The sequence below is a fragment of the Phaeobacter piscinae genome (assembly GCF_002407245.1).
GTDB classification, from domain to species: domain Bacteria; phylum Pseudomonadota; class Alphaproteobacteria; order Rhodobacterales; family Rhodobacteraceae; genus Phaeobacter; species Phaeobacter piscinae.
Map to the genome: position 1 here is coordinate 74179 of NZ_CP010681.1, position 18090 is coordinate 92268.

The window sequence follows — 18090 nt, forward strand, 5'->3', positions numbered from 1 at the left end:
GGAATGTGGGATCAGCGCCGCCCCTCGCGCAGCCATCCTGCGATGATCGCGGCGCTGGCCATCAGCAGAACCAACCAGGCGGGCAGCAGCGGCGTCTGCCTGACCGAAATGGTGCGATAGGCGTCACGTGGCGTCAGGCCGATCCAGCCGCGCCCTGCTGCAACACGTCCGGCACGTATATTGCGCAGGCTGGGTATACCGTCGTGCAACGCCCGCACACCGCCGCGTGTCTGCGCTACGGCGGCGGCCATGACCTCTCCGGTGGCGATGGTTTGTTCGAATTCGCGCGGGGCCGCAGGGCCGAGGCCGATCACGGTGGATTGCTCCCCCTCTTCCAGCCGGTAGAGGCCGGGTTCCGGCCCCTCATAGCGGCCTTCCCACCGACCGGGGGCGGTCTGTGCCAGCGCGACCGTGGCGGTGCTGCCATCCGGAGTGGTGATGGTGACCTCGCCGACATCCCCGTCAAGACTGCGGCGCTGGATACGCATGCGCTGGCCGGTGGCCTCGGCGGAGAGGACATCCTCCTCCAGCTCTGGCTCTTTCATCATCCAATGGGCCAGACGGCGCAGCAGTTCCAGCTGCGGGCCGCCGCCCTCATATCCCCGGCTCCAGAGCCAGGCATGATCGGAGGCCAAGAGCGCCACACGCCCTTCCTCAACACGGTTCAGCACAAGCAGGGGGCGGGCGTCGACGCCGCTCATCAAAACATGGCCTTCGGGCACGTCGACTTCGATCTGGCGCAGCCAGCGGCCCCAATCAGCGGCGCCGGTCAGATCAGCGGTGACAGGATGGCGCTGGCCGAGATCTGTGATCTCGGGCCGGTAGGCCCGTTCCAAGACGCGCGCCGAAGGGCTGGCGGGCAGAATACTGGAGAGCGGTGAGCGATAGATACTGTCGGCGCTGGCGAAATCCGGCCCGGCGGCGACAAGAACAGCGCCACCGCGCTGCACGTAGTCGGCCACATTGTCGAGATAGATCGCGGGCAGAATGCCACGGCGTTTGTAACGGTCAAAGATAATCAGATCGAAGTCGTTGATTTTCTCCAGAAACAGCTCCCGCGTGGGGAAGGCGATCAGCGACAGCTCATCCACCGGCACGCCATCCTGTTTTTCCGGCGGGCGCAGAATGGTGAAATGCACAAGATCCACGGCGCTGTCGGATTTCAGCAGATTGCGCCAGGTGCGCCCGCCGGGATGCGGCTCACCCGAGACCAGCAACACACGCAGGCGGTCGCGGACGCCGTTGATCTGGACCAGCGCGGCATTGTTGCGATCCGTTAGCTCGCCCTCGGCGGTGGGGACGGTGAATTGGATCACGTTGCGCCCCCCATGGGGCAGCGTCAGCGGCAGGTCGAAATCGACACCAACAGGCAGGTTGAAGCGCTGCGGCTCGGCACCACCTATGGAAATTGCCAGCTCGGCCAGTTCGCCCGCTGGCGGGGCGTCGCCCTGATCCTCGATCCTGAGGGTCAGGGTCACCGGTTCGCCGATGATGGCAAAACTCGGGGCGTTCTTCACGATCAGCCGCCGGTCCCAATCACCGGGGCGGCCGGTCAGCAGCAGATGCAACGGGGCCGGCAGGGCCGGGGTTTGTGCAAGGTCATGGATCTGACCATCGCTGAGCGCAATGATCCCGGCGACCCGTCCACGTGGCACATTGGCCAGCGCCTCTGCCAGCGCGCTCATCACGAGGGTGCCGCTGTTGTCGCTGCGCCCTTCGCGGGCGGGCACGTTGTCGATCGGAATCCGACGGACCTCGGTATTGGCCCGCTGGGCCAGGGCGGCTTCCAGCGCGGTCACGGCGGTGCTAGTCTGCTCGCGGCGGTCAGAAAGGGACTGGCTGGCGGTTTTGTCCTCCAGCACCAGCACGATATCATTGAGCGGGGCGCGGTCCTCAATCTGATAAACCGGACCGCTGAGGGCGCCGATCAGGACAAGGGCTGCAAGGGCACGCAGTGGCCATCCGGCCAAGCGTTTCCAGACCGCGAGACTGAGTACTGCCGTGGAAAGGGCTGCCAGCAGCCAGATCACCGGCCAGGGGACCAGCGGGTCGAAGAGGATGGTCTGCGTCATATATCCAGCCTCATATCATTGCCCCAACCGATCAAGCAGAGCCGGGACATGCACCTGGTCGGATTTGTAATTCCCGGTCAGAACATGCATCACCAGATTGACACCAAAACGGTAGGCCAGTTCGCGCTGACGCTCGCCCGCGTAGCCGCGCCCAACCGGCAGCAAGGGGCGGCCATTGTCGTCCACGGCCCAGGCGGCGGCCCAATCGTTGCCGCCGATCACAACCGGTGTCACACCGTCATTGAGGTTGCGAAATGGGATGCCCTCGACCTGTTGGGCGTCAGCGGGCGCGGCTTCGACCCAGACGGCGCCGCGGCTGTGACGTCCGGGGAAATCCTGCAGCAGATAGAATGCGCGCGTTAGCACATGGTCGGCGGGCAGTGGCTCCAGCGGTGGTACATCCAGCCGCAGGGCGAGCTGTTGCAGGCGGCGCCCGGCGGGGCTGCTGGCGCCGGCGCGGGTCAGATCGGCATCGCGGGTGTCAAAGAGGATCATCCCACCGGTGCGCAGATAGGTGTTGAGCCGGTCATAGGCCGCACCCGAGGGCATCGCCTGATTGGCGGTCACCGGCCAGTAGAGCAACGGGTAGAAGGCCAGCTCGTCGCGCTCCAGATCAACAGCGGCGGGGGGTGCGGGCTCGACCGAGGTGCGGAAGCGCAGCGTGTTTGACAGCCCCTGCAGACCGTCGCGGGCCAGCTGATCGACCTGCGGATTGCCGGTCAGTACATGGGCCAATGTCAGCTCGGCTGCCCGCTCTGCCGCCACGGCATCGGCTGCGGGATCAGATGGGGGGGAGGGGGTTACCTCCTCAATCGCAGTGGCGTTGCCCTGGGCGTGGCTGCGCATGTCGTGACCAGGGGTGATGACCCAGACAGAGGTGGCAAACAGCAGCAGCGAGGTCAGGTTGCGGATGGTGTTCGCTGAGGCTCGGGTCTGGCGCGACAGAAGCCCGGAGAGCAACAGCGCCGCAATCACATCAAGGGCCAGCAGGATGAGGGCGAGGCTGATCAGCAGGCCGCCCAGCGGGCGTTCAGGGGAGGCGCCATAGCCGTTGACAGGGACGCTGAGCGGCCACTGTGCCGGGGTCAGCTGATCCTCAGTGCGCATCACGTTGCGGGCGATCCGCCGATCGCCGTTTTGATAGAGCCCCGGTTGCAGCTCAGGTCCGGCAGGGGCGGCGATCAGGTCCGGCCCGGCCACACCGGGGAGCGCATCAGCATCGGAGAGCGCGCCGAAACCGTCCAGCACCTGAAGCGGCGCCCATGTGGTGCCGTCCAGATCGACGGCCTCCGCCGGTTTGGAGCCTGAGGAAATCGCCAGCCGCTCCATCATTTGCACAAACAGGCCGGAGAGCGGCAGGCTGCTCCATTCCGCATTGGCGGTCACGTGAAACAATACGATCTGGCCATTGCCCAGCGGCTTGCGGGTGACCAGCGGTGTGCCGTCGGAAAGTTCCGCAATCACCCGCTCTGCCAGTGAGGGGTCGGGTTGGGCGACCACTTGCGAGCTGACGGTGACGTCAGGGGGAATGTTCAGTCCAAAAAAGGGAGAGTCTTCGGCAAAGGGGGCGAGGGTTTTTGGCTCTCCCCAACTCATGGCGCCGCCGATGCTGCGGCCCCCAATCCGCAGGCGCACGGGCAGCAGCGGTTCCTCATCGGTGCGGGCGGTATCGCTTGCAGCCAGGCGCGGACCGGCAAACCGCAGCAGCAGCCCTCCGTCAGAGGCCCAATCCAGCACTGCCGCCTCCTGATCGGGGGGCAGACGGGCGGTGTCGGCAAGGACAATCACGTCGGGATTGGCGGGCAGAAGATCGCTTAGCCCGCCCTCCAGCAGGTCAGCGGTCGGTGCCAGCGCCTGGCGCAGATAGTGCAGTGGCGAGAGGAGGGCGAGCCCTTCGTTGCCGCTTTGAGCTGAGATCAGTGCCACTTCGCGGCGGCGCAGCCCATCATCGGCGAGCGATACGGCCCCGGCGCTGCTTTGGCCCTGCAGCTCAAACAGGCGGATGCGCGCGCGCAGCTCCGCGGGCAGAGACAGGCGGGCGGTGGCTTCGCTGCCGTCGGCGGAGGTGCTGTCCGGGTCGGCAAAATCCACGGTCACCGAGCCGAGGGTGCGCATGGTGCCGCCCGGGTCTGGCCCCTTGGCAAGAACAGTCACGGTTTGATCCGCACCTGCGCCAAGGGATGTTGTTACAGCCCCGTCACCTGAGGTGGCCTGCGGGCCGCGGCGAGCGACGGTGATTTCCATTGCGCCATCCACATAGACAACCGGGCGCAGCGCCAGCCGGGGGGTGGCATGTTCATAAACGGTCAGCCTGCCGCGTTGGCGCAGCGCCGCCAGCAAATCGTCGCGACCGGCATACTCCAGTCCGTCGCTGAACCAGAGGCTGTCAAACCCACCCTCAATGGCATCTATCTGGGTCCGGGCGCGCGCCAGTTGCTCTGGCGTGGGCTGCCAGGCTTGCGGCGGCTCACCGATGATCTGACGACGCCAGCTTGCCGCGCTTTGGAACTGAGGCGTCTGAGGTGCGGTCAGGCGCAGCACGGCGACGGGGCGATCCGCGCGTCCGGCCTCAGCCAGAAGATGGTCGATTTCCTCTCGGGTGCGGTCCCAGTCCGGGGCACCGGCCCAGCTGCCATCCAACACCGCCAGCAACGGGCCGCGCCCGGTCGGGGTTGTGGTGGGGTTGAGAACCGGCCCGGCCAGTCCGACAATGGCGGCCGCCACCGCCAGCAGTCGCAGCAACAACAGCCACCATGGGGTGCGATCCGACAGGCTGTCGTCATCGCGCAACCCCAAAAGCAGGGTGACCGCCGGAAACAGGCGTTTGCGCGGGGCAGGGGGCACCGCCCGCAACAGCAGCCACAACAGCGGCAGCGCCAGAAGCGCCAGCATCAGCCAGGGGGCCGTAAAGCCGATGCCGGCAATGGTCGTCATGAGCCGCTTCTTTCCATGGCGTGAAACAGCCACATCAGGGCCGCTTGCGCGCTATCGCCTGTGTGATGCGTGCCCAGACGCCAGCCTGCCGCGCGGCACAGGTGATCCAGCGCGTCGCGTCGTTCGGCAAGCCGATCAAGGTAGCGCTGTTTGAGGGCACCAGCCTTCAGCGTTTCATGGCGCACCCCGCCGCCGACGCTTTCGAAAATGGTGCGCCCGTCGAAGGGAAATTCCTCCTCCGCCGGGTCAAGCACCTGCATCAGCACGCCGTGAACCCCACGGTCTGCGGCCTTGGCCAGCGCCTGTTCCAGCGGTGCGAAGGGGCCCAGAAAATTGGAGAGAAACAGCACCCGCGCATGTGGCAGCATGGCGCGATCTTCGGGTGGGGTATAGTCGCCGTCGTCATCTAGGCTGAGTGCGTCGGCCAGCCGCAGGATCTGGGCATTGCCGCGTCGGGGCGGCAGGCGGCCACCGGTGAGACCGACACGTTCCCCCGCTCTTAGCATCATCACGGAGGCGGCCAGTCCGAGCAGTCGGGCGCGGTCAATTTTCTGCGGCAGCGCCGGGGTGGAGGCAAAGCGCATGGACGCGCCCTGATCGACCCAGAGGTGCACCGTCTGGGCGATCTGCCATTCCCGTTCACGTACGAACTGCTGATCTCCCTTGGCGGACCGTCGGTGATCAATCATGCGGCGGCTGTCCCCGGCCTGCACCGGGCGGTATTGCCAGAAATCATCGCCCATGCCGGCACGACGGCGGCCATGTTCGCCCAGAAGCACGGACCCGGCCAATTGCTGCGCCCGAATCAGAAGCGGCGGGAAGCGACTGGCCGCGCTTTCTGCGCGGTGGCGCAGATCCGCTGCGGGGCCTTGGCCGCTGCCAGCGGGTCCGTCTGACTGAGGGGCGCGCGCCTGTGTCACGCGGCGACGCCGGGTTGTGCCATGCTCTCGGCTGTGGTGGCGATCAGATCAGTCAGGCTTTCGCCGCGGGCGCGGGCGGCGAAGTTCAGCGCCATCCGGTGGCTGAGCACGGGCTGCGCCATATCCAGCACATCATCCGCATTAGGGGCGAGGCGCCCCTGCAGCAGCGCGCGGGCCCGCACCGCCAGCATCAGCGCCTGTGCCGCCCTCGGCCCCGGGCCCCAGGCGACGGTCTGCTGCACCCGTTCAGAGGCGGCGGGATCCTCCGGGCGGAAGGCGCGGACGAGATCCAGAATCATCTCCACAACGCTGTCCCCCACGGGCATCCGGCGCAGCAGGGTCTGTGCCGCCATCAGATCATCGGCCGTGAAGACCTGATGCGCGCTGCCCTCTTCAACCCCGGTGGTGGCCAGAAGAATGTCGCGTTCGGTCTGGCGGGTCGGATAGGGGACATCAATCTGGAACAGAAAGCGGTCCAGCTGCGCCTCTGGCAGAGGATAGGTGCCTTCCTGCTCAATCGGGTTCTGCGTGGCCAGCACGTGAAAGGGGGTGCCAAGGGGACGGTCGGCACCAGCCACGGTCACCATCCGTTCCTGCATTGCCTGCAGCAGCGCAGATTGTGTGCGGGGGCTGGCGCGGTTGATTTCATCCGCCATCAGCAATTGGCAAAAGACCGGCCCCGGCACAAAGCGAAAGGCGCGGCTGCCGTCCTTGGCGGTGTCCAGCACCTCGGAGCCCAGAATATCGGCGGGCATCAGATCCGGGGTGAACTGCACCCGGTTTCCTGCAAGCCCCATGACCGTAGACAGGGTTTCCACCAGCCGGGTCTTGCCCAGTCCGGGCAGACCGATCAGCAGCCCGTGGCCACCGCACAGCAGCGTGCTCAGTGTCAGATCGACCACACGCTCCTGACCGATAAAGCGCCGGGTGATAGAGGACCTGGCCTGTGTCAGCTTGTCTTCAAGCGCTTCAATCTCGGCCAGCAGATCGTCGGGTTCGGACATGACTTTCCCTTCACGGCGAATATATAGTGATACTGTATCGCGTTGACAGAAAATGGCAAAAGCAATGAGCGGACAAAATCCCGTGACTTCCGGCAGCAACACCCCCGAAACAGGATCAGAACCCCCCAGCGCCGAGGGGCTGGCGGCTGCGGCCAAGACGGCGAGCAAAGGCGGTCTGCCGCCTGTGCATCTGTGGAATCCGCCGTTCTGCGGGGATCTGGACATGCGGATTGCCCGTGATGGCACCTGGTTCTACCTCGGCACACCAATCGGGCGGTTTGAACTGGTGAAGCTGTTTTCCTCCATTCTGAAGCTGGAAGACGGCAAGTATTTCCTTGTTACGCCCGTCGAAAAGGTTGGCATCACGGTGGAGGATGCCCCCTTTGTCGCGGTGGATTTCGAGGTGGACGGCACCGATGAGGCGCAGGTGTTGCGGTTTGAAACCCATGTTGGCGACAGGGTTGAGGCCGGGCCTGCGCATAAAATCCGCGTGGTGCGGGACGAAGAGACAGGTGAGCCAGCACCTTATGTGATGGTGCGGGCTGGTCTTGAGGCGCTGATTGATCGCAAGAGCTTTTATCGGCTTGTGGAGCTGGGGTGTCACCGGGACGGATGGTTTGGTCTGTGGTCGGGTGGTGCGTTCTTCGGCATCATCCCTTCGGATGAGCTGCCGGACGACTGACCCTGACCTACATCGTGGCGTCGTCGGCAGAGCGCTGCCGGTCGTAAGGTGATGCGGCGGGAAGCCGCTGATTCAGTTGAGTGTATTGTAAAATTAGCGAAAATTCTTGTGAAAACCTGCTCAAAATCGGTGGAGATCTGAGGCAGATTGAGGCGGTGTGATCCTGGACGGATCAATGGTGAACCCGGCGGGGGCTGGGTTGGTCTATTGCGGTGGCATAGCCCGGCACATGTCAATTTGGCCGCCAATCGGGGGTGGCTCCAAAGGAGGTTTTCCAATGCCGAAATTTGCGGCCAATATTTCGTTGCTGTTTGCGGAACTGCCCTATCTGGACCGTTTTCCTGCAGCCGCGCGGGCCGGGTTTGAAGCGGTGGAAATCCTGTTTCCCTATGAGTTGGCTGCGAAAGAAACTCAGCGGGCCTTGTTGGCCAATGGGCTGGAGCTGCTGCTGATCAACGCACCGCCCCCGAACTATACTGGTGGGATGCCGGGCTATGCGGCGTTGCCGATGGGAGCGGATCGGTTTCAACGCGATATCCGGCGGGTGCTGCGCTATGCGGAGGTGCTGCGACCCGGTATGATCCACATCATGGCCGGTTATGCCAAAGGCGATGTGGCCAAAGACACGCTGATCCGCAATCTGCAATGGGCCGCCGACTACGCGCCGGGACAGCAATTCACCATTGAACCGCTGAACAGCGGTGATCAGCCGGGGTATTTTCTGGATGACTACAATCTCGCGGTTGAGGTGCTGGAGGCGGTGGATCGCAAGAACGTTGGCCTGCAGTATGATGCCTATCACGCGCAGCTCATCCATGGGGATGCGGCCAAGGTCTGGGAAGCCTTTGGCGACCGCGTGACACATGTCCAGATCGGCGCCGCGCCCGGGCGATGTGAGCCAGGAACCGGACCGGTGGATTTCGAACAGCTCTTCGCGGCGATAGACGAAAGCGGCTATGAAGGCTGGGTCAGTGCCGAATACACCCCAAGTACCAAACGGACAGAAGACAGTCTGGCCTGGATGGGCTGACAGAGGTCGCATCGGGGTACGCCAGTCACTGTCAGGATGGAATGGCTGCAGCCAAAGGTCCGGCTGCCATATCAAAACATATTCGCGAATTGAAATGTGAATAAACACAGGGCATAAGGCTGCAATCTGCCCATTCTTGGAGGCCGCCATGGTCCCTGCGCGATTCGCCCCTGTCCTGTTTGGACTGATCCTGTCTGGCGTTATGTCCTGCATTGTCACAGGTGTCGCCACGCTGAAGGCCGTTGGCCTGAGCGTAGAGGCGCCGGGGCTCTGGATGTCAGCCTGGAGTTTCGGCTGGCCGGTGGCCTTCGTCGTTGTGCTGGGGGTGGCACCTGCGGTGCGCCGATTGGTGGCCTGGATGGTGAAGCCGCCTGCGGAAACAGCCAGCCCCGCAGGACCTCCCAGCGTAAAAGACTAGCACCGCAGGCCAAGGGGCGCGCTCCTCCCGCCTGTCATCTCAGCATCAAAGATGCCGGTCTTCCCGTTGGGCCAAGCGCCATGCCGGGGCATGGCGCGTTGTGGCCCCGGCCGATGGCTGACCTTGCCCGGTCAGGCCTGGATCACGCTGCTGCCGCCCCGATCAAACAGAGCGGAAGCCAGCCATGTCGGTGCGAGGGGGCTGGCCGCCTAGTGGGCCTCTGCCCAGTTCTGTCCCCTGCCGGCATCCACCACCAGTTTCACGTCCAGATGAACCGCCGGGTCTGCCGCGGTTTCCATCACGCGACGGGCGGTTTCGATGGTGTCTTCCACGGCGGCTTCTGGCACCTCGAACAGCAGTTCGTCGTGCACCTGCAGCAGCATCCGTGCAGGCAAGTGAGCGATGGCGGCAGGCATCCGGATCATCGCGCGGCGGATCACATCGGCTGCGGTGCCCTGGATTGGCGCATTGATTGCGGCGCGTTTGGCAAAGCCGGCGCGCGGTCCCTTGGCGGAGATCTCCGGCGTGTGGATCTTGCGCCCGAACAGGGTTTGCACATGGCCGTGCTCCTTGGCGAAGGCAACCGTCTCATCCATATAGCGGCGAATGCCGGGGAACCGCTCGAAATAGCGGTCGATGAAGCCCTGCGCCTCGGCCCGTGGAATGCGCAGGTTGCGCGCCAGACCAAAGCCGGAGATGCCATAAATAACGCCAAAGTTGATCGCCTTGGCCTGTCGGCGGATGTCCGGTGTCATCTCCTCCAGCGGGACGTTGAACATCTCTGATGCGGTCAGCGCATGGATGTCCTGCCCCTCGGCAAAGGCCTGTTTGAGGGTGTCAATCCCGGCGACATGGGCCAGGATACGCAATTCAATCTGGCTGTAGTCCAGCGCCAGCAGCACATTGCCCTCCTCCGGAACAAAGGCCTCGCGGATGCGGCGCCCTTCCTCGGAGCGGATGGGGATATTCTGCAGGTTGGGATCGGTCGAGGCCAGACGCCCGGTGTTGGCCCCGGTCTGCACATAGGAGGTGTGAACGCGCCCAGTTTCGGCGTTGATATGATCCTGAAGCGCATCGGTATAGGTCGATTTCAGCTTGCTCAGCTGGCGCCAGTCCAAGACCAGACCCGGCAGGGCGTGTTCGGTGGCGAGATCCTCAAGAATATCCGCCCCGGTGGCATAGGCCCCTGTCTTGCCCTTCTTGCCCCCTTCCATGCCAAGCTTATCAAACAGAATCTCGCCCAGCTGTTTGGGGGACCCGACGTTGAAGCTTTGGCCGGCCAGCTCATGTATTTCGGCCTCCAGCCCAGCCATTTTCTGGGCAAAAGCGTTGGACATGCGCGACAGCGTATCGCGATCTACCTTGATACCCTCGCGCTCCATCCGGGCCAGCACGGGCACCAGCGGGCGTTCCAGCGTCTCGTAGACCGTGGTGACGCCCGCCTGATGCAACTGTGGTTTGAACAGCTGCCACAAACGCAGGGTGATATCGGCGTCCTCAGCGGCATAGGCGACGGCATCGTCGATCGGCACGCGGTCAAAGGTGATTGCGGATTTGCCGGTGCCCAGCAGCGGTTTGATCGGGATCGGCGTGTGGTTCAGATAGCGTTCCGACAGCGTGTCCATGCCGTGCCCGTGCTGGCCTGCGTGCATCGCATAGGACATCAGCATCGTGTCATCGATTGGCGCCACATCGATGCCCCGGCGGGCAAAAATCTTGGCGTCATATTTCATATTCTGGCCAATCTTGAGGATACTGTCGTCCTCAAGCACGGGCTTCAGCAGATCAAGTGCGTCCTGCAGCGGCATCTGCCCGTCCGCCAGATCGTCCGAACCGAAGAGATCATCACTGCCGCCGGATTTATGGGTGAGCGGAATGTAACAGGCGCGGCCCGGTTCCACGCAGAGCGAGATGCCCACAAGATCCACCACCATCTCGTCAAAACCAGTGGTTTCCGTGTCCACCGCCACCCAGCCACGTTCGCGGATCTGGGTCACCCATTTTTTCAGCGCCTCGGCGTCACGGACGCATTCATAACTGCCGCTGTCGAAGGGGATATCCGCCACGGTCGGCGCCTCGGCTGCGTCAGCGCTTTGCGCGGGGGCGTCGACGATGGCTGGCGCCTCTTTACCCAATTGATCGGCGACACGCTTGGACAGAGTGCGAAATTCCATCTCAGCAAGAAAGCTGAGCAGCTGGTCTGCATTGGGGTCGCGCACGCCCAGATCATCCAGCGTGAAACCCAGCTCCATATTGTTGTCCAGCTGGACGAGCTGCTTCGACAGTTCGATCTGCGCGCGGTTCTCGATCAGGGTCTGGCGACGCTTGGGTTGTTTGATCTCTTCGGCGCGGTCTAGCAGATTTTCTAGCGAACCGTATTCGTTGATCAGCAGCGCGGCTGTCTTAATCCCGATCCCCGGCGCGCCGGGTACGTTGTCGACCGAATCGCCAGCAAGCGCCTGGACATCCACCACACGGTCCGGTCCGACACCAAATTTCTCGAAGACACCATCGCTGTCGATGCGTTTGTTCTTCATCGCGTCCAGCATTTCGACCCCACCGCCGACCAGCTGCATCAGATCCTTGTCAGAGGAGATAATCGTCACCCGGCCGCCTGCATCGCGGGCCTGGCAGGCAAGCGTGGCGATAATATCGTCGGCCTCGAATCCTTCCTGTTCCTTGCAGGCGATATTGAACGCCTCGGTGGCGGTGCGGGTCAGGGGAATCTGCGGGCGCAGATCTTCGGGCATGGCTTCGCGGTTGGCCTTGTATTGATCATAAAGATCATTGCGGAAGGTGTGCGATCCCTTGTCGAAAATAACCGCAACATGGGTTGGGGCATCTGGGCCGGTGTTGCCCTCAACATAGCGGTGCAACATGTTGCAGAATCCCGCCACAGCGCCGATGGGCAGCCCGTCGGATTTGCGGGTGAGAGGCGGCAACGCGTGATAGGCGCGAAAGATGAAGGCCGATCCGTCGATCAGATGCAGGTGGCAGCCGGTGCCAAAGGGAGTTGTTGTCATGGCTGATGCTCCGGTGTTTCGCGTTGTCCCCGTTATCGGTGATCGCGCGAGTGAGAGCAATTGCCGTTTCGCGCCCTTTGCAGGCCGCATAGAAGAAGCCGCCTGATTTGGGCTGTTAGAGATCTCACCCCTGCTGCTCGATCCGCAGCGGTGTAACCCATGACCAAGTCCAGCAGGCCAATTTGTGCCGAAACGAGGATTTTGGGGCGCGACCCCGGGACTGTGGCTTAGGCGGTTTTTTTACCGGGCTGATTTGCCTTCACAACTTCGCGCACTTCGTCGCGCGTCATCGGCTTGCCGAAATAGAACCCCTGAACCGAGGCGCATTTTTCCACCCGCAAAAACTGCAGTTCATCTTCGACTTCGACACCCTCGGCCAGAACGGGGATGTTCAATGCCGCGCCGAGCAGCAGGGTTGAGCGAACGATTGCTGCCCGCTGCGCGTCTATATGCACGTTCTGAACGAAACTCTGATCGATCTTGATTTTGTCAAAGGGGAACGTCTGGAGCATCGCCAGCGAGGAATAACCCGTGCCAAAATCATCCATCGCAATGCGCAGCCCCATGGTCTTGAGCTGCTGCATGACCTTCAGCGTATGGACCTGATCATCGATGATGCTGGCCTCGGTGATTTCCAGTTCGAGCCGCTCGGCAGGCAGTCCGGTTTCGAGCAGAATGTCTGACACATGTTCGACAAAGGACGGCTGTATCAACTGCTGCGGTGCCACGTTGACAGCGATATTGAAATGCCCCGGCCAGCATTTTGCCTCATGACAGGCGGTGCGCAGAACCCAGAGACCGACCTCACGGATCAGGCCTGTTTCTTCAGCAATGGGGATGAAGGTATCAGGTGATACCCGGCCTTTGCTGGGGTGGTTCCAGCGGAGCAGGACCTCGAAACCGACAGGCGCCAGGGAGCTGAGGTCGTTCTGGAGCTGATACACCAACTCAAATTGATCGCCCCTGACACAGGCCTGTCGAAGGTCGTTGACCAGCTCCAGACGCTCGCGGTTGTGCTTTTCCATCTGCGCATTGAACAGGCAGATATGCCTATCGGCGTCGGCTTTGGCGCGATACATCGCCACGTCCGATTTGTGCAGCAGATCACGGATGGACCGGCCGTCTTCGAGGCTTGTAGCGACGCCGATCGCAACACCGATGATGGCGGATGTATTATCAAAATCCACCGGCTCTACGATCAGAGCATGCAGGCGCTCAGCAAATGCCAAGACTTGATCGACCCGGCGGAATCCCTGTTTCAGAGCAACGAACTCATCCCCCCCAATGCGGGCGACAAATTCATCTTTTTCCAGCACGGAGTTGAGCCGGTTCGCAACGGTGGTCAGAACGGTGTCCCCGGCGGCATGGCCATAAAGGTCGTTAATTTCTTTGAAGAGATTGAGATCCAGTGTCAGCACCGCAACGCGTTCCGTTTCATCGCGGTCCAGGAGTTCAGTCAGGCTTGCAATCTTGCGGGTCAGGGCCATCCGGTTAGGCAGGCCCGTCAAAGGGTCATGCATTGCGGCATGTTGCAGCTGGTTGCGTGCCTCACTCTCCATATTGGTTTCAATGCTGAGCGCAGCAAACCCAATCATCAGAATGATCGCCATGGTACCCAGTACGAACAGTCCAAGAGTGGCATCAGAAATCACTTCTGGGGGGACAGAATACAGCGGGCTGAGTTGCACGGTGATGGCCGACATGCCGGTAAAATGCATCGTGCAAATCGTCAGCGTCATCAGAACAACGGCCACAATCCATCGTCGACCAGTCGCAAAGCGTGTCAGATATTCATAGGTTGCCACACCCAGCGCAGCGGCAATCAGGATTGATGAAATCAATGGCGTGGTTTGCCAAACGATTTCTCCGGGTAGCAGATAACCACTCATGCCGAGGTAGTGCATAGTTGAAACGCTGAGACCAAACATCGCGCCGCTGGCCGCAATCCGGTAGTTAGTCGAATGTGCAAATGCATAGACGCCGTTCGTCATGAGCATGCCCACAACCGCAGCCGCAAGCGACACACCGGTCAGCAGAGGATCATACCCATGCGCGTAGCCGGGATCAAAGGCGAGCATGGCGATGAAATGGGTCGTCCAGACAGTGCCACCGCTAATCAGGCTGGTGAGGCCTAGTTGGACGAGCCTGCCCGTGGCAGCCGTCCGACCAAGACGCTGGGTCATCAGAACCGATAGCCAGGAACCGATGACGCAGACAAGCGCAGCCACGGCCACAAGGCCCAGGCTGTGTTCCTGCGTAATGCATTGAACGACGCTGTACATCTCGATCTCCGGTAGTAGTAGATACACTCTTCATCCAGTGCATCATCATCGTAAAGAAACAGCTACCACGTCCTGATCCTTGTCGGTTTGTTTCCTCAAATTCGTTACAATCGGATTCTTTTTTGGCGGGGGCGAAGTGTATTCGCACAAACAAAAAAACGCCGCCTCGGAGGGCGGCGTTTGTGATAAGTTATATCTGCCAACTCGTTAAGGCAGCTTGCTCCTCGTGTCCTTGTGGACAAACTTGCAATCGCAATAGGGGCATTCCACGAAGCCTTCGGCTTCGGGGATTTGCAGGTAGACCCGCGGATGTCCCAGCGCACCTTCGCTGCCGTCGCAGGCGACGCGGTAGCTGTCCACGATCTTGGTTTCCGGCGCTTCGATGGTCATCTCTGGCGGTCCTCTTGGTTATCAGTTAGTGGCTTTTATGAGCCAAGGGAAAACCGGGGGCAAGGGCCGCAATGACTGAGGACGCAATCCGTATCGAAGGTTTGCAGAAAACCTACAAGGGCCGCAGGGGGCAACCTGCCAAACAGGCGCTGAAAGGCGTGGATCTGAGCATTCCGCGCGGATCGGTCTTTGGTCTTCTCGGCCCCAATGGCGCCGGCAAATCCACCATGATCAACATCTTGGCCGGGCTGGTTTTGAAAACCGCAGGGAAGGTGACGATCTGGGGCTTCGATCAGGACGAAAACCCGCGCCAGTCCCGTGCCTCCATCGGGGTGATGCCGCAGGAGTTGAACCTAGATCCGTTCTTCAGCCCGCGTGGAGCGCTGGAGGTGCAGGCGGGCTTATACGGGGTGCCGAAATCCGAACGCCGCAGTGATGATATTCTGCGCATGGTCGGGTTGGAGGACAAAGCGCATGCTTATGCCCGGACCCTGTCGGGTGGAATGCAGCGGCGGTTGCTGCTGGGCAAGGCGCTGGTTCATCACCCCAATATCCTGGTGCTGGATGAGCCAACGGCAGGTGTGGATATCGAATTGCGCCAAATGCTTTGGGAGAATATCCGCAAGCTGAACGCGCAAGGTATGACCATCATTTTGACCACACATTATCTCGAAGAGGCCGAGGAAATGTGTGATGAAATCGCGATCATCAATCAGGGTGAGCTGGTGGCGCGCGACACCACGGCAAATCTGCTGGGACGGCTGGATGCAAAGGCGATGGTGGTCCACCCGGCGCATCCGGTGACGACACTGCCAGTGGGCGATGGGATCGCATCGGAGCTGCGCAGCGATGGTGCGGTGATCCTGCGCTACCACGGCAATCAGACGAGCGCAGAAGAGGTTTTGTCGGCGGTACGTGAGGCCGGGATTTCGATCCGGGACGTAAAAACCGAAGAGGCCGATCTGGAAGATGTGTTCCTGGCGCTGACAAAATCGCGGAGCTGATGGCGTGGTGGCGCGTCAGCATTCTGCCCTTGTTAGAGCCTAATTCTTCTCGTGCGAGCCGTCATTGTGTTTCGACGCAGTGACGGCGGAAGGCACGTTTCAGCATGTCGAGCTCGGCGCGCAGCAGTTCCACCTCAACCCGCAGATCATCACCGGTCAACTCGCCGCAGATGAGGGTGAAATCGCCGAGCTTTGCATCGCTCGTCAGATCATAAATCACAAAACTCTGGACACCATCGGCAATCGCTTCGGTTGGAATTGGAATGGTGAGGGACCATTCGTTGGCGGTTTCACTTTCCTCAAGGGTGACATTTGGCACCAGACGGTCCAGGTGCCGCACCTCAATCGCAGGCATGGCGCCTGCAGCTCCTGAGCCTGCGATCCGTCCCTCCCAGAGGCCGTCGCGAAAACGAATTTTGGTCAATGTCAGCTGGCTCATATCGGGCCTTTCGAAGGTGGATTAGAGACTGGCGCGCCGGCTGCGGGATAGGGTGAGATCGCGCAGGGTCACCTGGTTCATTTCCGGAGCTTCAAAGATCAGCTCCAGCCACAGCCGCTCGACGCGTTTTTCGTTCAGGTCGGCATAGGCGAGGTCATATTCGACATGGGTTCGCTTGTCGCCCATAGGCATTTCACGAACCATTTGTTCGGTGTTCGGACCATGCTTGATGTTGAGTCGGGCAAAAATTTCAATTGGGTTTTCGGTTTCCACCGTGCAATCCACCCGTAACAGATGATCGCGGCTTAGCCCGTGGGTCACCTCTTGCGGCAGCTCAATGACCAGCGACAGGAATGAGCCGTCAAAGCGGAACACATCGAGGCGGACGCCATAGGGGGCGAGGTCTTCCTCACGGTTGTTGCGCAGCTGGCGCAGGGTGAGTTCCGAGACGGCACAGTCGTGAAAAAGCTGCACCTCATCGCCGAGCCGGGTTTTGCTGGGGACCGCGGAGGCACCGGGAGCAGACAGCGGGCCGCGCCAGAGTTCCGGGCGCCATCCCCAGTCGGTGCCATGGGCGCGCGGAAAGGCATTGGATCCGATTTGCGGCAGCGCCAGCCGACTTTCGGCAACATGAATCAGTCGATCCAGATGCAGGCGCAGTGTTCTGGCACGATTGCGCTGCTCCCTCAACCGGCTGAGTGAGGCTTGGGGGGCCTGTTGCGCAAGGCGTCGCCATCGCTTCAGCACGCGTTTGAATAGCAGCTTTTCAATCGTCCTGCCCATAGGCTCAATATCCTGTCCTGCGCCCTGTCATTTTTGGCGCGATGCGACACGTGGCGACATGCGCATTGTTTTTTCTGACCCTAGCCAAAGCGATGGGCGCTGACAAACCTCCGGGCCGGTAATCTTGCCGGGCGATGGTATTGGCGGGGGCGCCGACCTGTTTCCAGCCCGTATACTGGTCACTATTGCGCGGGGACATCGGGGCTGGGGGGCAGATCTGCGGTTACGGAGGCTTCAAGCGTTTTTGCGGTCAACTCATTCAGCAGTCGGGCGCCGGGCCCACCGAGGTTGCGGCTGCCGCCGGGGGCATAAAGCGCAACCGCCACCAGTTGATCGTTCAGCACGAAGGCACCGCGCCAATGGACCGGGCTGGCGCCTCGGGCGCGGTGATCCGGCATGTTCAGTTTGACCAATGGCAGCATCATGTCGTTCCGCTCTGTCAGCAGTCGCGCGCCGGGCGCATTTCTCAACAGATCCGCGCTGGTCAGGGCTCCATCCGCGGGCCCGGCGGGGCCAACAGCGACCGTAATCAAGGCGCGGTTGCGGCCTGACGGGCCAGGGCGCAGGCTGGAGCAGGGGACCACGATGGCAAAGCCCCCTTCGGCCCGGTGGCCGGTCATGCGGGGATCGATGCAAAATCCGGTTGGCGGAACCAGGTGAATGGTGTCGCTGGCAAAGCTCATACGGGTGATATCGCCGGGTTGAGGATCAGCTGTATCCGCGACCAGTGATGCGCCGGTTCCAGCAGTGCATCCCGCCAGCGCAAGAGGGGCGACCACCATCAGCGCCATTCGTGCCAGCCGGCGTCGCCTGATCGCTGATGACATCCGCTGTGCGCTACCGCAAAACCACTGTGCAACGGCGGTAGAAAAGCCACAGTTAGATTTGCCCGTCGGGATAGAGGTGCACTCGTTTTCCGCTTGTTGCGCGGCCTGCTTTCCATCTTGAATAGGTATGCTTTTTCCGTTGCTTACGATGGTCACAGTGGTCTCTGCCTGTCGTTGTCCTGCTCACCCTTGGCATAGTCTGAGGGGCGTGTCGGAGCAAGCATCTCACGCAAAAGTCGACCGGGTGTTGCCTTGTAATGTCAGGGGGCAATGATTACGGTC

The 18090-nt window shown here is 61.8% G+C and carries 14 protein-coding genes; 4 read left to right on the forward strand and 10 right to left on the reverse strand.

Annotated features, from left to right (window positions below):
* Positions 1-11 precede the first annotated feature (11 nt).
* From phaeop14_RS00310 to phaeop14_RS00325, 4 genes are read right to left on the reverse strand one after another with little or no spacing between them, the layout of a single operon-like run.
* Positions 12-2072: a hypothetical protein gene (locus tag phaeop14_RS00310; protein ID WP_096788407.1), complete on the reverse strand. Its 2061-nt coding sequence runs from the start codon at positions 2070-2072 to the stop codon at positions 12-14.
* Positions 2073-2087: 15 nt separating this feature from the next.
* Positions 2088-5006: a DUF4159 domain-containing protein gene (locus phaeop14_RS00315; RefSeq protein ID WP_096788408.1), complete on the reverse strand. Its 2919-nt coding sequence runs from the start codon at positions 5004-5006 to the stop codon at positions 2088-2090.
* On the reverse strand, positions 5003-5926 hold the full coding sequence (locus tag phaeop14_RS00320) for a DUF58 domain-containing protein (RefSeq protein ID WP_096788409.1): 924 nt from the start codon (positions 5924-5926) through the stop codon (positions 5003-5005). The genes phaeop14_RS00315 and phaeop14_RS00320 overlap by 4 nt, the downstream gene beginning before the upstream one ends.
* Positions 5923-6930 (reverse strand): AAA family ATPase, encoded by a 1008-nt coding sequence (locus phaeop14_RS00325; RefSeq protein ID WP_040171669.1) that lies wholly within the window; start codon positions 6928-6930, stop codon positions 5923-5925. Before phaeop14_RS00325 ends, phaeop14_RS00320 begins: the two co-directional genes overlap by 4 nt.
* A gap of 64 nt (positions 6931-6994) precedes the next feature.
* Here phaeop14_RS00325 and phaeop14_RS00330 point away from each other — a divergent pair, with 64 nt between their 5' ends.
* The 3 genes from phaeop14_RS00330 (at position 6995) to phaeop14_RS00340 (ending at position 9060) form a co-directional block, all read left to right on the forward strand.
* Positions 6995-7612 carry a DUF1285 domain-containing protein gene (locus phaeop14_RS00330; RefSeq protein ID WP_175304791.1) on the forward strand — a complete coding sequence of 206 codons (618 nt, stop codon included), beginning with the start codon at positions 6995-6997 and terminating at the stop codon, positions 7610-7612.
* A 277-nt stretch (positions 7613-7889) separates the two neighbouring features.
* Positions 7890-8642 (forward strand): hydroxypyruvate isomerase family protein, encoded by a 753-nt coding sequence (locus phaeop14_RS00335; protein WP_040171668.1) that lies wholly within the window; start codon positions 7890-7892, stop codon positions 8640-8642.
* 148 nt (positions 8643-8790) lie between these two features.
* Entirely contained in the window at positions 8791-9060 is a 270-nt protein-coding gene (locus phaeop14_RS00340) for a DUF2798 domain-containing protein (RefSeq protein WP_096788410.1), read from the forward strand.
* Between the two features lie 209 nt (positions 9061-9269).
* Here the strand turns inward: phaeop14_RS00340 and polA are convergent, their stop codons facing one another.
* From polA to phaeop14_RS00355, 3 genes are all read right to left on the reverse strand, one after another.
* Complete coding sequence (polA, locus tag phaeop14_RS00345; RefSeq protein ID WP_096788411.1) at positions 9270-12083, reverse strand: DNA polymerase I; 2814 nt, start codon at positions 12081-12083, stop codon at positions 9270-9272.
* A gap of 227 nt (positions 12084-12310) precedes the next feature.
* On the reverse strand, positions 12311-14365 hold the full coding sequence (locus phaeop14_RS00350; RefSeq protein ID WP_096788412.1) for a putative bifunctional diguanylate cyclase/phosphodiesterase: 2055 nt from the start codon (positions 14363-14365) through the stop codon (positions 12311-12313).
* A gap of 207 nt (positions 14366-14572) precedes the next feature.
* A complete protein-coding gene (locus phaeop14_RS00355; RefSeq protein ID WP_040171662.1) occupies positions 14573-14755 on the reverse strand; it encodes a zinc-finger domain-containing protein in 183 nt (60 codons plus the stop codon).
* 71 nt (positions 14756-14826) lie between these two features.
* Between phaeop14_RS00355 and phaeop14_RS00360 the strand changes: the two genes are divergently transcribed.
* Positions 14827-15759, forward strand: a complete 933-nt coding sequence (locus phaeop14_RS00360) for an ABC transporter ATP-binding protein (protein ID WP_040178103.1) — start codon at positions 14827-14829, stop codon at positions 15757-15759.
* A 61-nt stretch (positions 15760-15820) separates the two neighbouring features.
* On the opposite strand, the gene phaeop14_RS00365 is transcribed toward phaeop14_RS00360, so the two are convergent.
* The 3 genes from phaeop14_RS00365 to phaeop14_RS00375 form a co-directional block, all read right to left on the reverse strand.
* Positions 15821-16198: a hypothetical protein gene (locus tag phaeop14_RS00365; protein ID WP_040171658.1), complete on the reverse strand. Its 378-nt coding sequence runs from the start codon at positions 16196-16198 to the stop codon at positions 15821-15823.
* 21 nt (positions 16199-16219) lie between these two features.
* Positions 16220-16981 carry a DUF6478 family protein gene (locus tag phaeop14_RS00370; protein ID WP_040178101.1) on the reverse strand — a complete coding sequence of 254 codons (762 nt, stop codon included), beginning with the start codon at positions 16979-16981 and terminating at the stop codon, positions 16220-16222.
* A 182-nt stretch (positions 16982-17163) separates the two neighbouring features.
* A complete protein-coding gene (locus phaeop14_RS00375) occupies positions 17164-17772 on the reverse strand; it encodes a hypothetical protein (protein WP_244905788.1) in 609 nt (202 codons plus the stop codon).
* Between the last annotated feature and the right edge of the window lie 318 nt (positions 17773-18090).

What these genes read in the sequence shown, in the direction of transcription:
- phaeop14_RS00310 (WP_096788407.1), bottom strand. Translation starts at nt 2,072, where the DNA reads ATGACGCAGACCATCCTCTTCGACCCGCTGGTCCCCTGGCCGGTGATC.
- phaeop14_RS00315 (WP_096788408.1), bottom strand. Translation starts at nt 5,006, where the DNA reads ATGACGACCATTGCCGGCATCGGCTTTACGGCCCCCTGGCTGATGCTG.
- phaeop14_RS00325 (WP_040171669.1), bottom strand. Translation starts at nt 6,930, where the DNA reads ATGTCCGAACCCGACGATCTGCTGGCCGAGATTGAAGCGCTTGAAGAC.
- phaeop14_RS00330 (WP_175304791.1), top strand. Translation starts at nt 6,995, where the DNA reads ATGAGCGGACAAAATCCCGTGACTTCCGGCAGCAACACCCCCGAAACA.
- phaeop14_RS00335 (WP_040171668.1), top strand. Translation starts at nt 7,890, where the DNA reads ATGCCGAAATTTGCGGCCAATATTTCGTTGCTGTTTGCGGAACTGCCC.
- phaeop14_RS00340 (WP_096788410.1), top strand. Translation starts at nt 8,791, where the DNA reads ATGGTCCCTGCGCGATTCGCCCCTGTCCTGTTTGGACTGATCCTGTCT.
- polA (WP_096788411.1), bottom strand. Translation starts at nt 12,083, where the DNA reads ATGACAACAACTCCCTTTGGCACCGGCTGCCACCTGCATCTGATCGAC.
- phaeop14_RS00350 (WP_096788412.1), bottom strand. Translation starts at nt 14,365, where the DNA reads ATGTACAGCGTCGTTCAATGCATTACGCAGGAACACAGCCTGGGCCTT.
- phaeop14_RS00355 (WP_040171662.1), bottom strand. Translation starts at nt 14,755, where the DNA reads ATGACCATCGAAGCGCCGGAAACCAAGATCGTGGACAGCTACCGCGTC.
- phaeop14_RS00360 (WP_040178103.1), top strand. Translation starts at nt 14,827, where the DNA reads ATGACTGAGGACGCAATCCGTATCGAAGGTTTGCAGAAAACCTACAAG.
- phaeop14_RS00365 (WP_040171658.1), bottom strand. Translation starts at nt 16,198, where the DNA reads ATGAGCCAGCTGACATTGACCAAAATTCGTTTTCGCGACGGCCTCTGG.
- phaeop14_RS00370 (WP_040178101.1), bottom strand. Translation starts at nt 16,981, where the DNA reads ATGGGCAGGACGATTGAAAAGCTGCTATTCAAACGCGTGCTGAAGCGA.
- phaeop14_RS00375 (WP_244905788.1), bottom strand. Translation starts at nt 17,772, where the DNA reads ATGGCGCTGATGGTGGTCGCCCCTCTTGCGCTGGCGGGATGCACTGCT.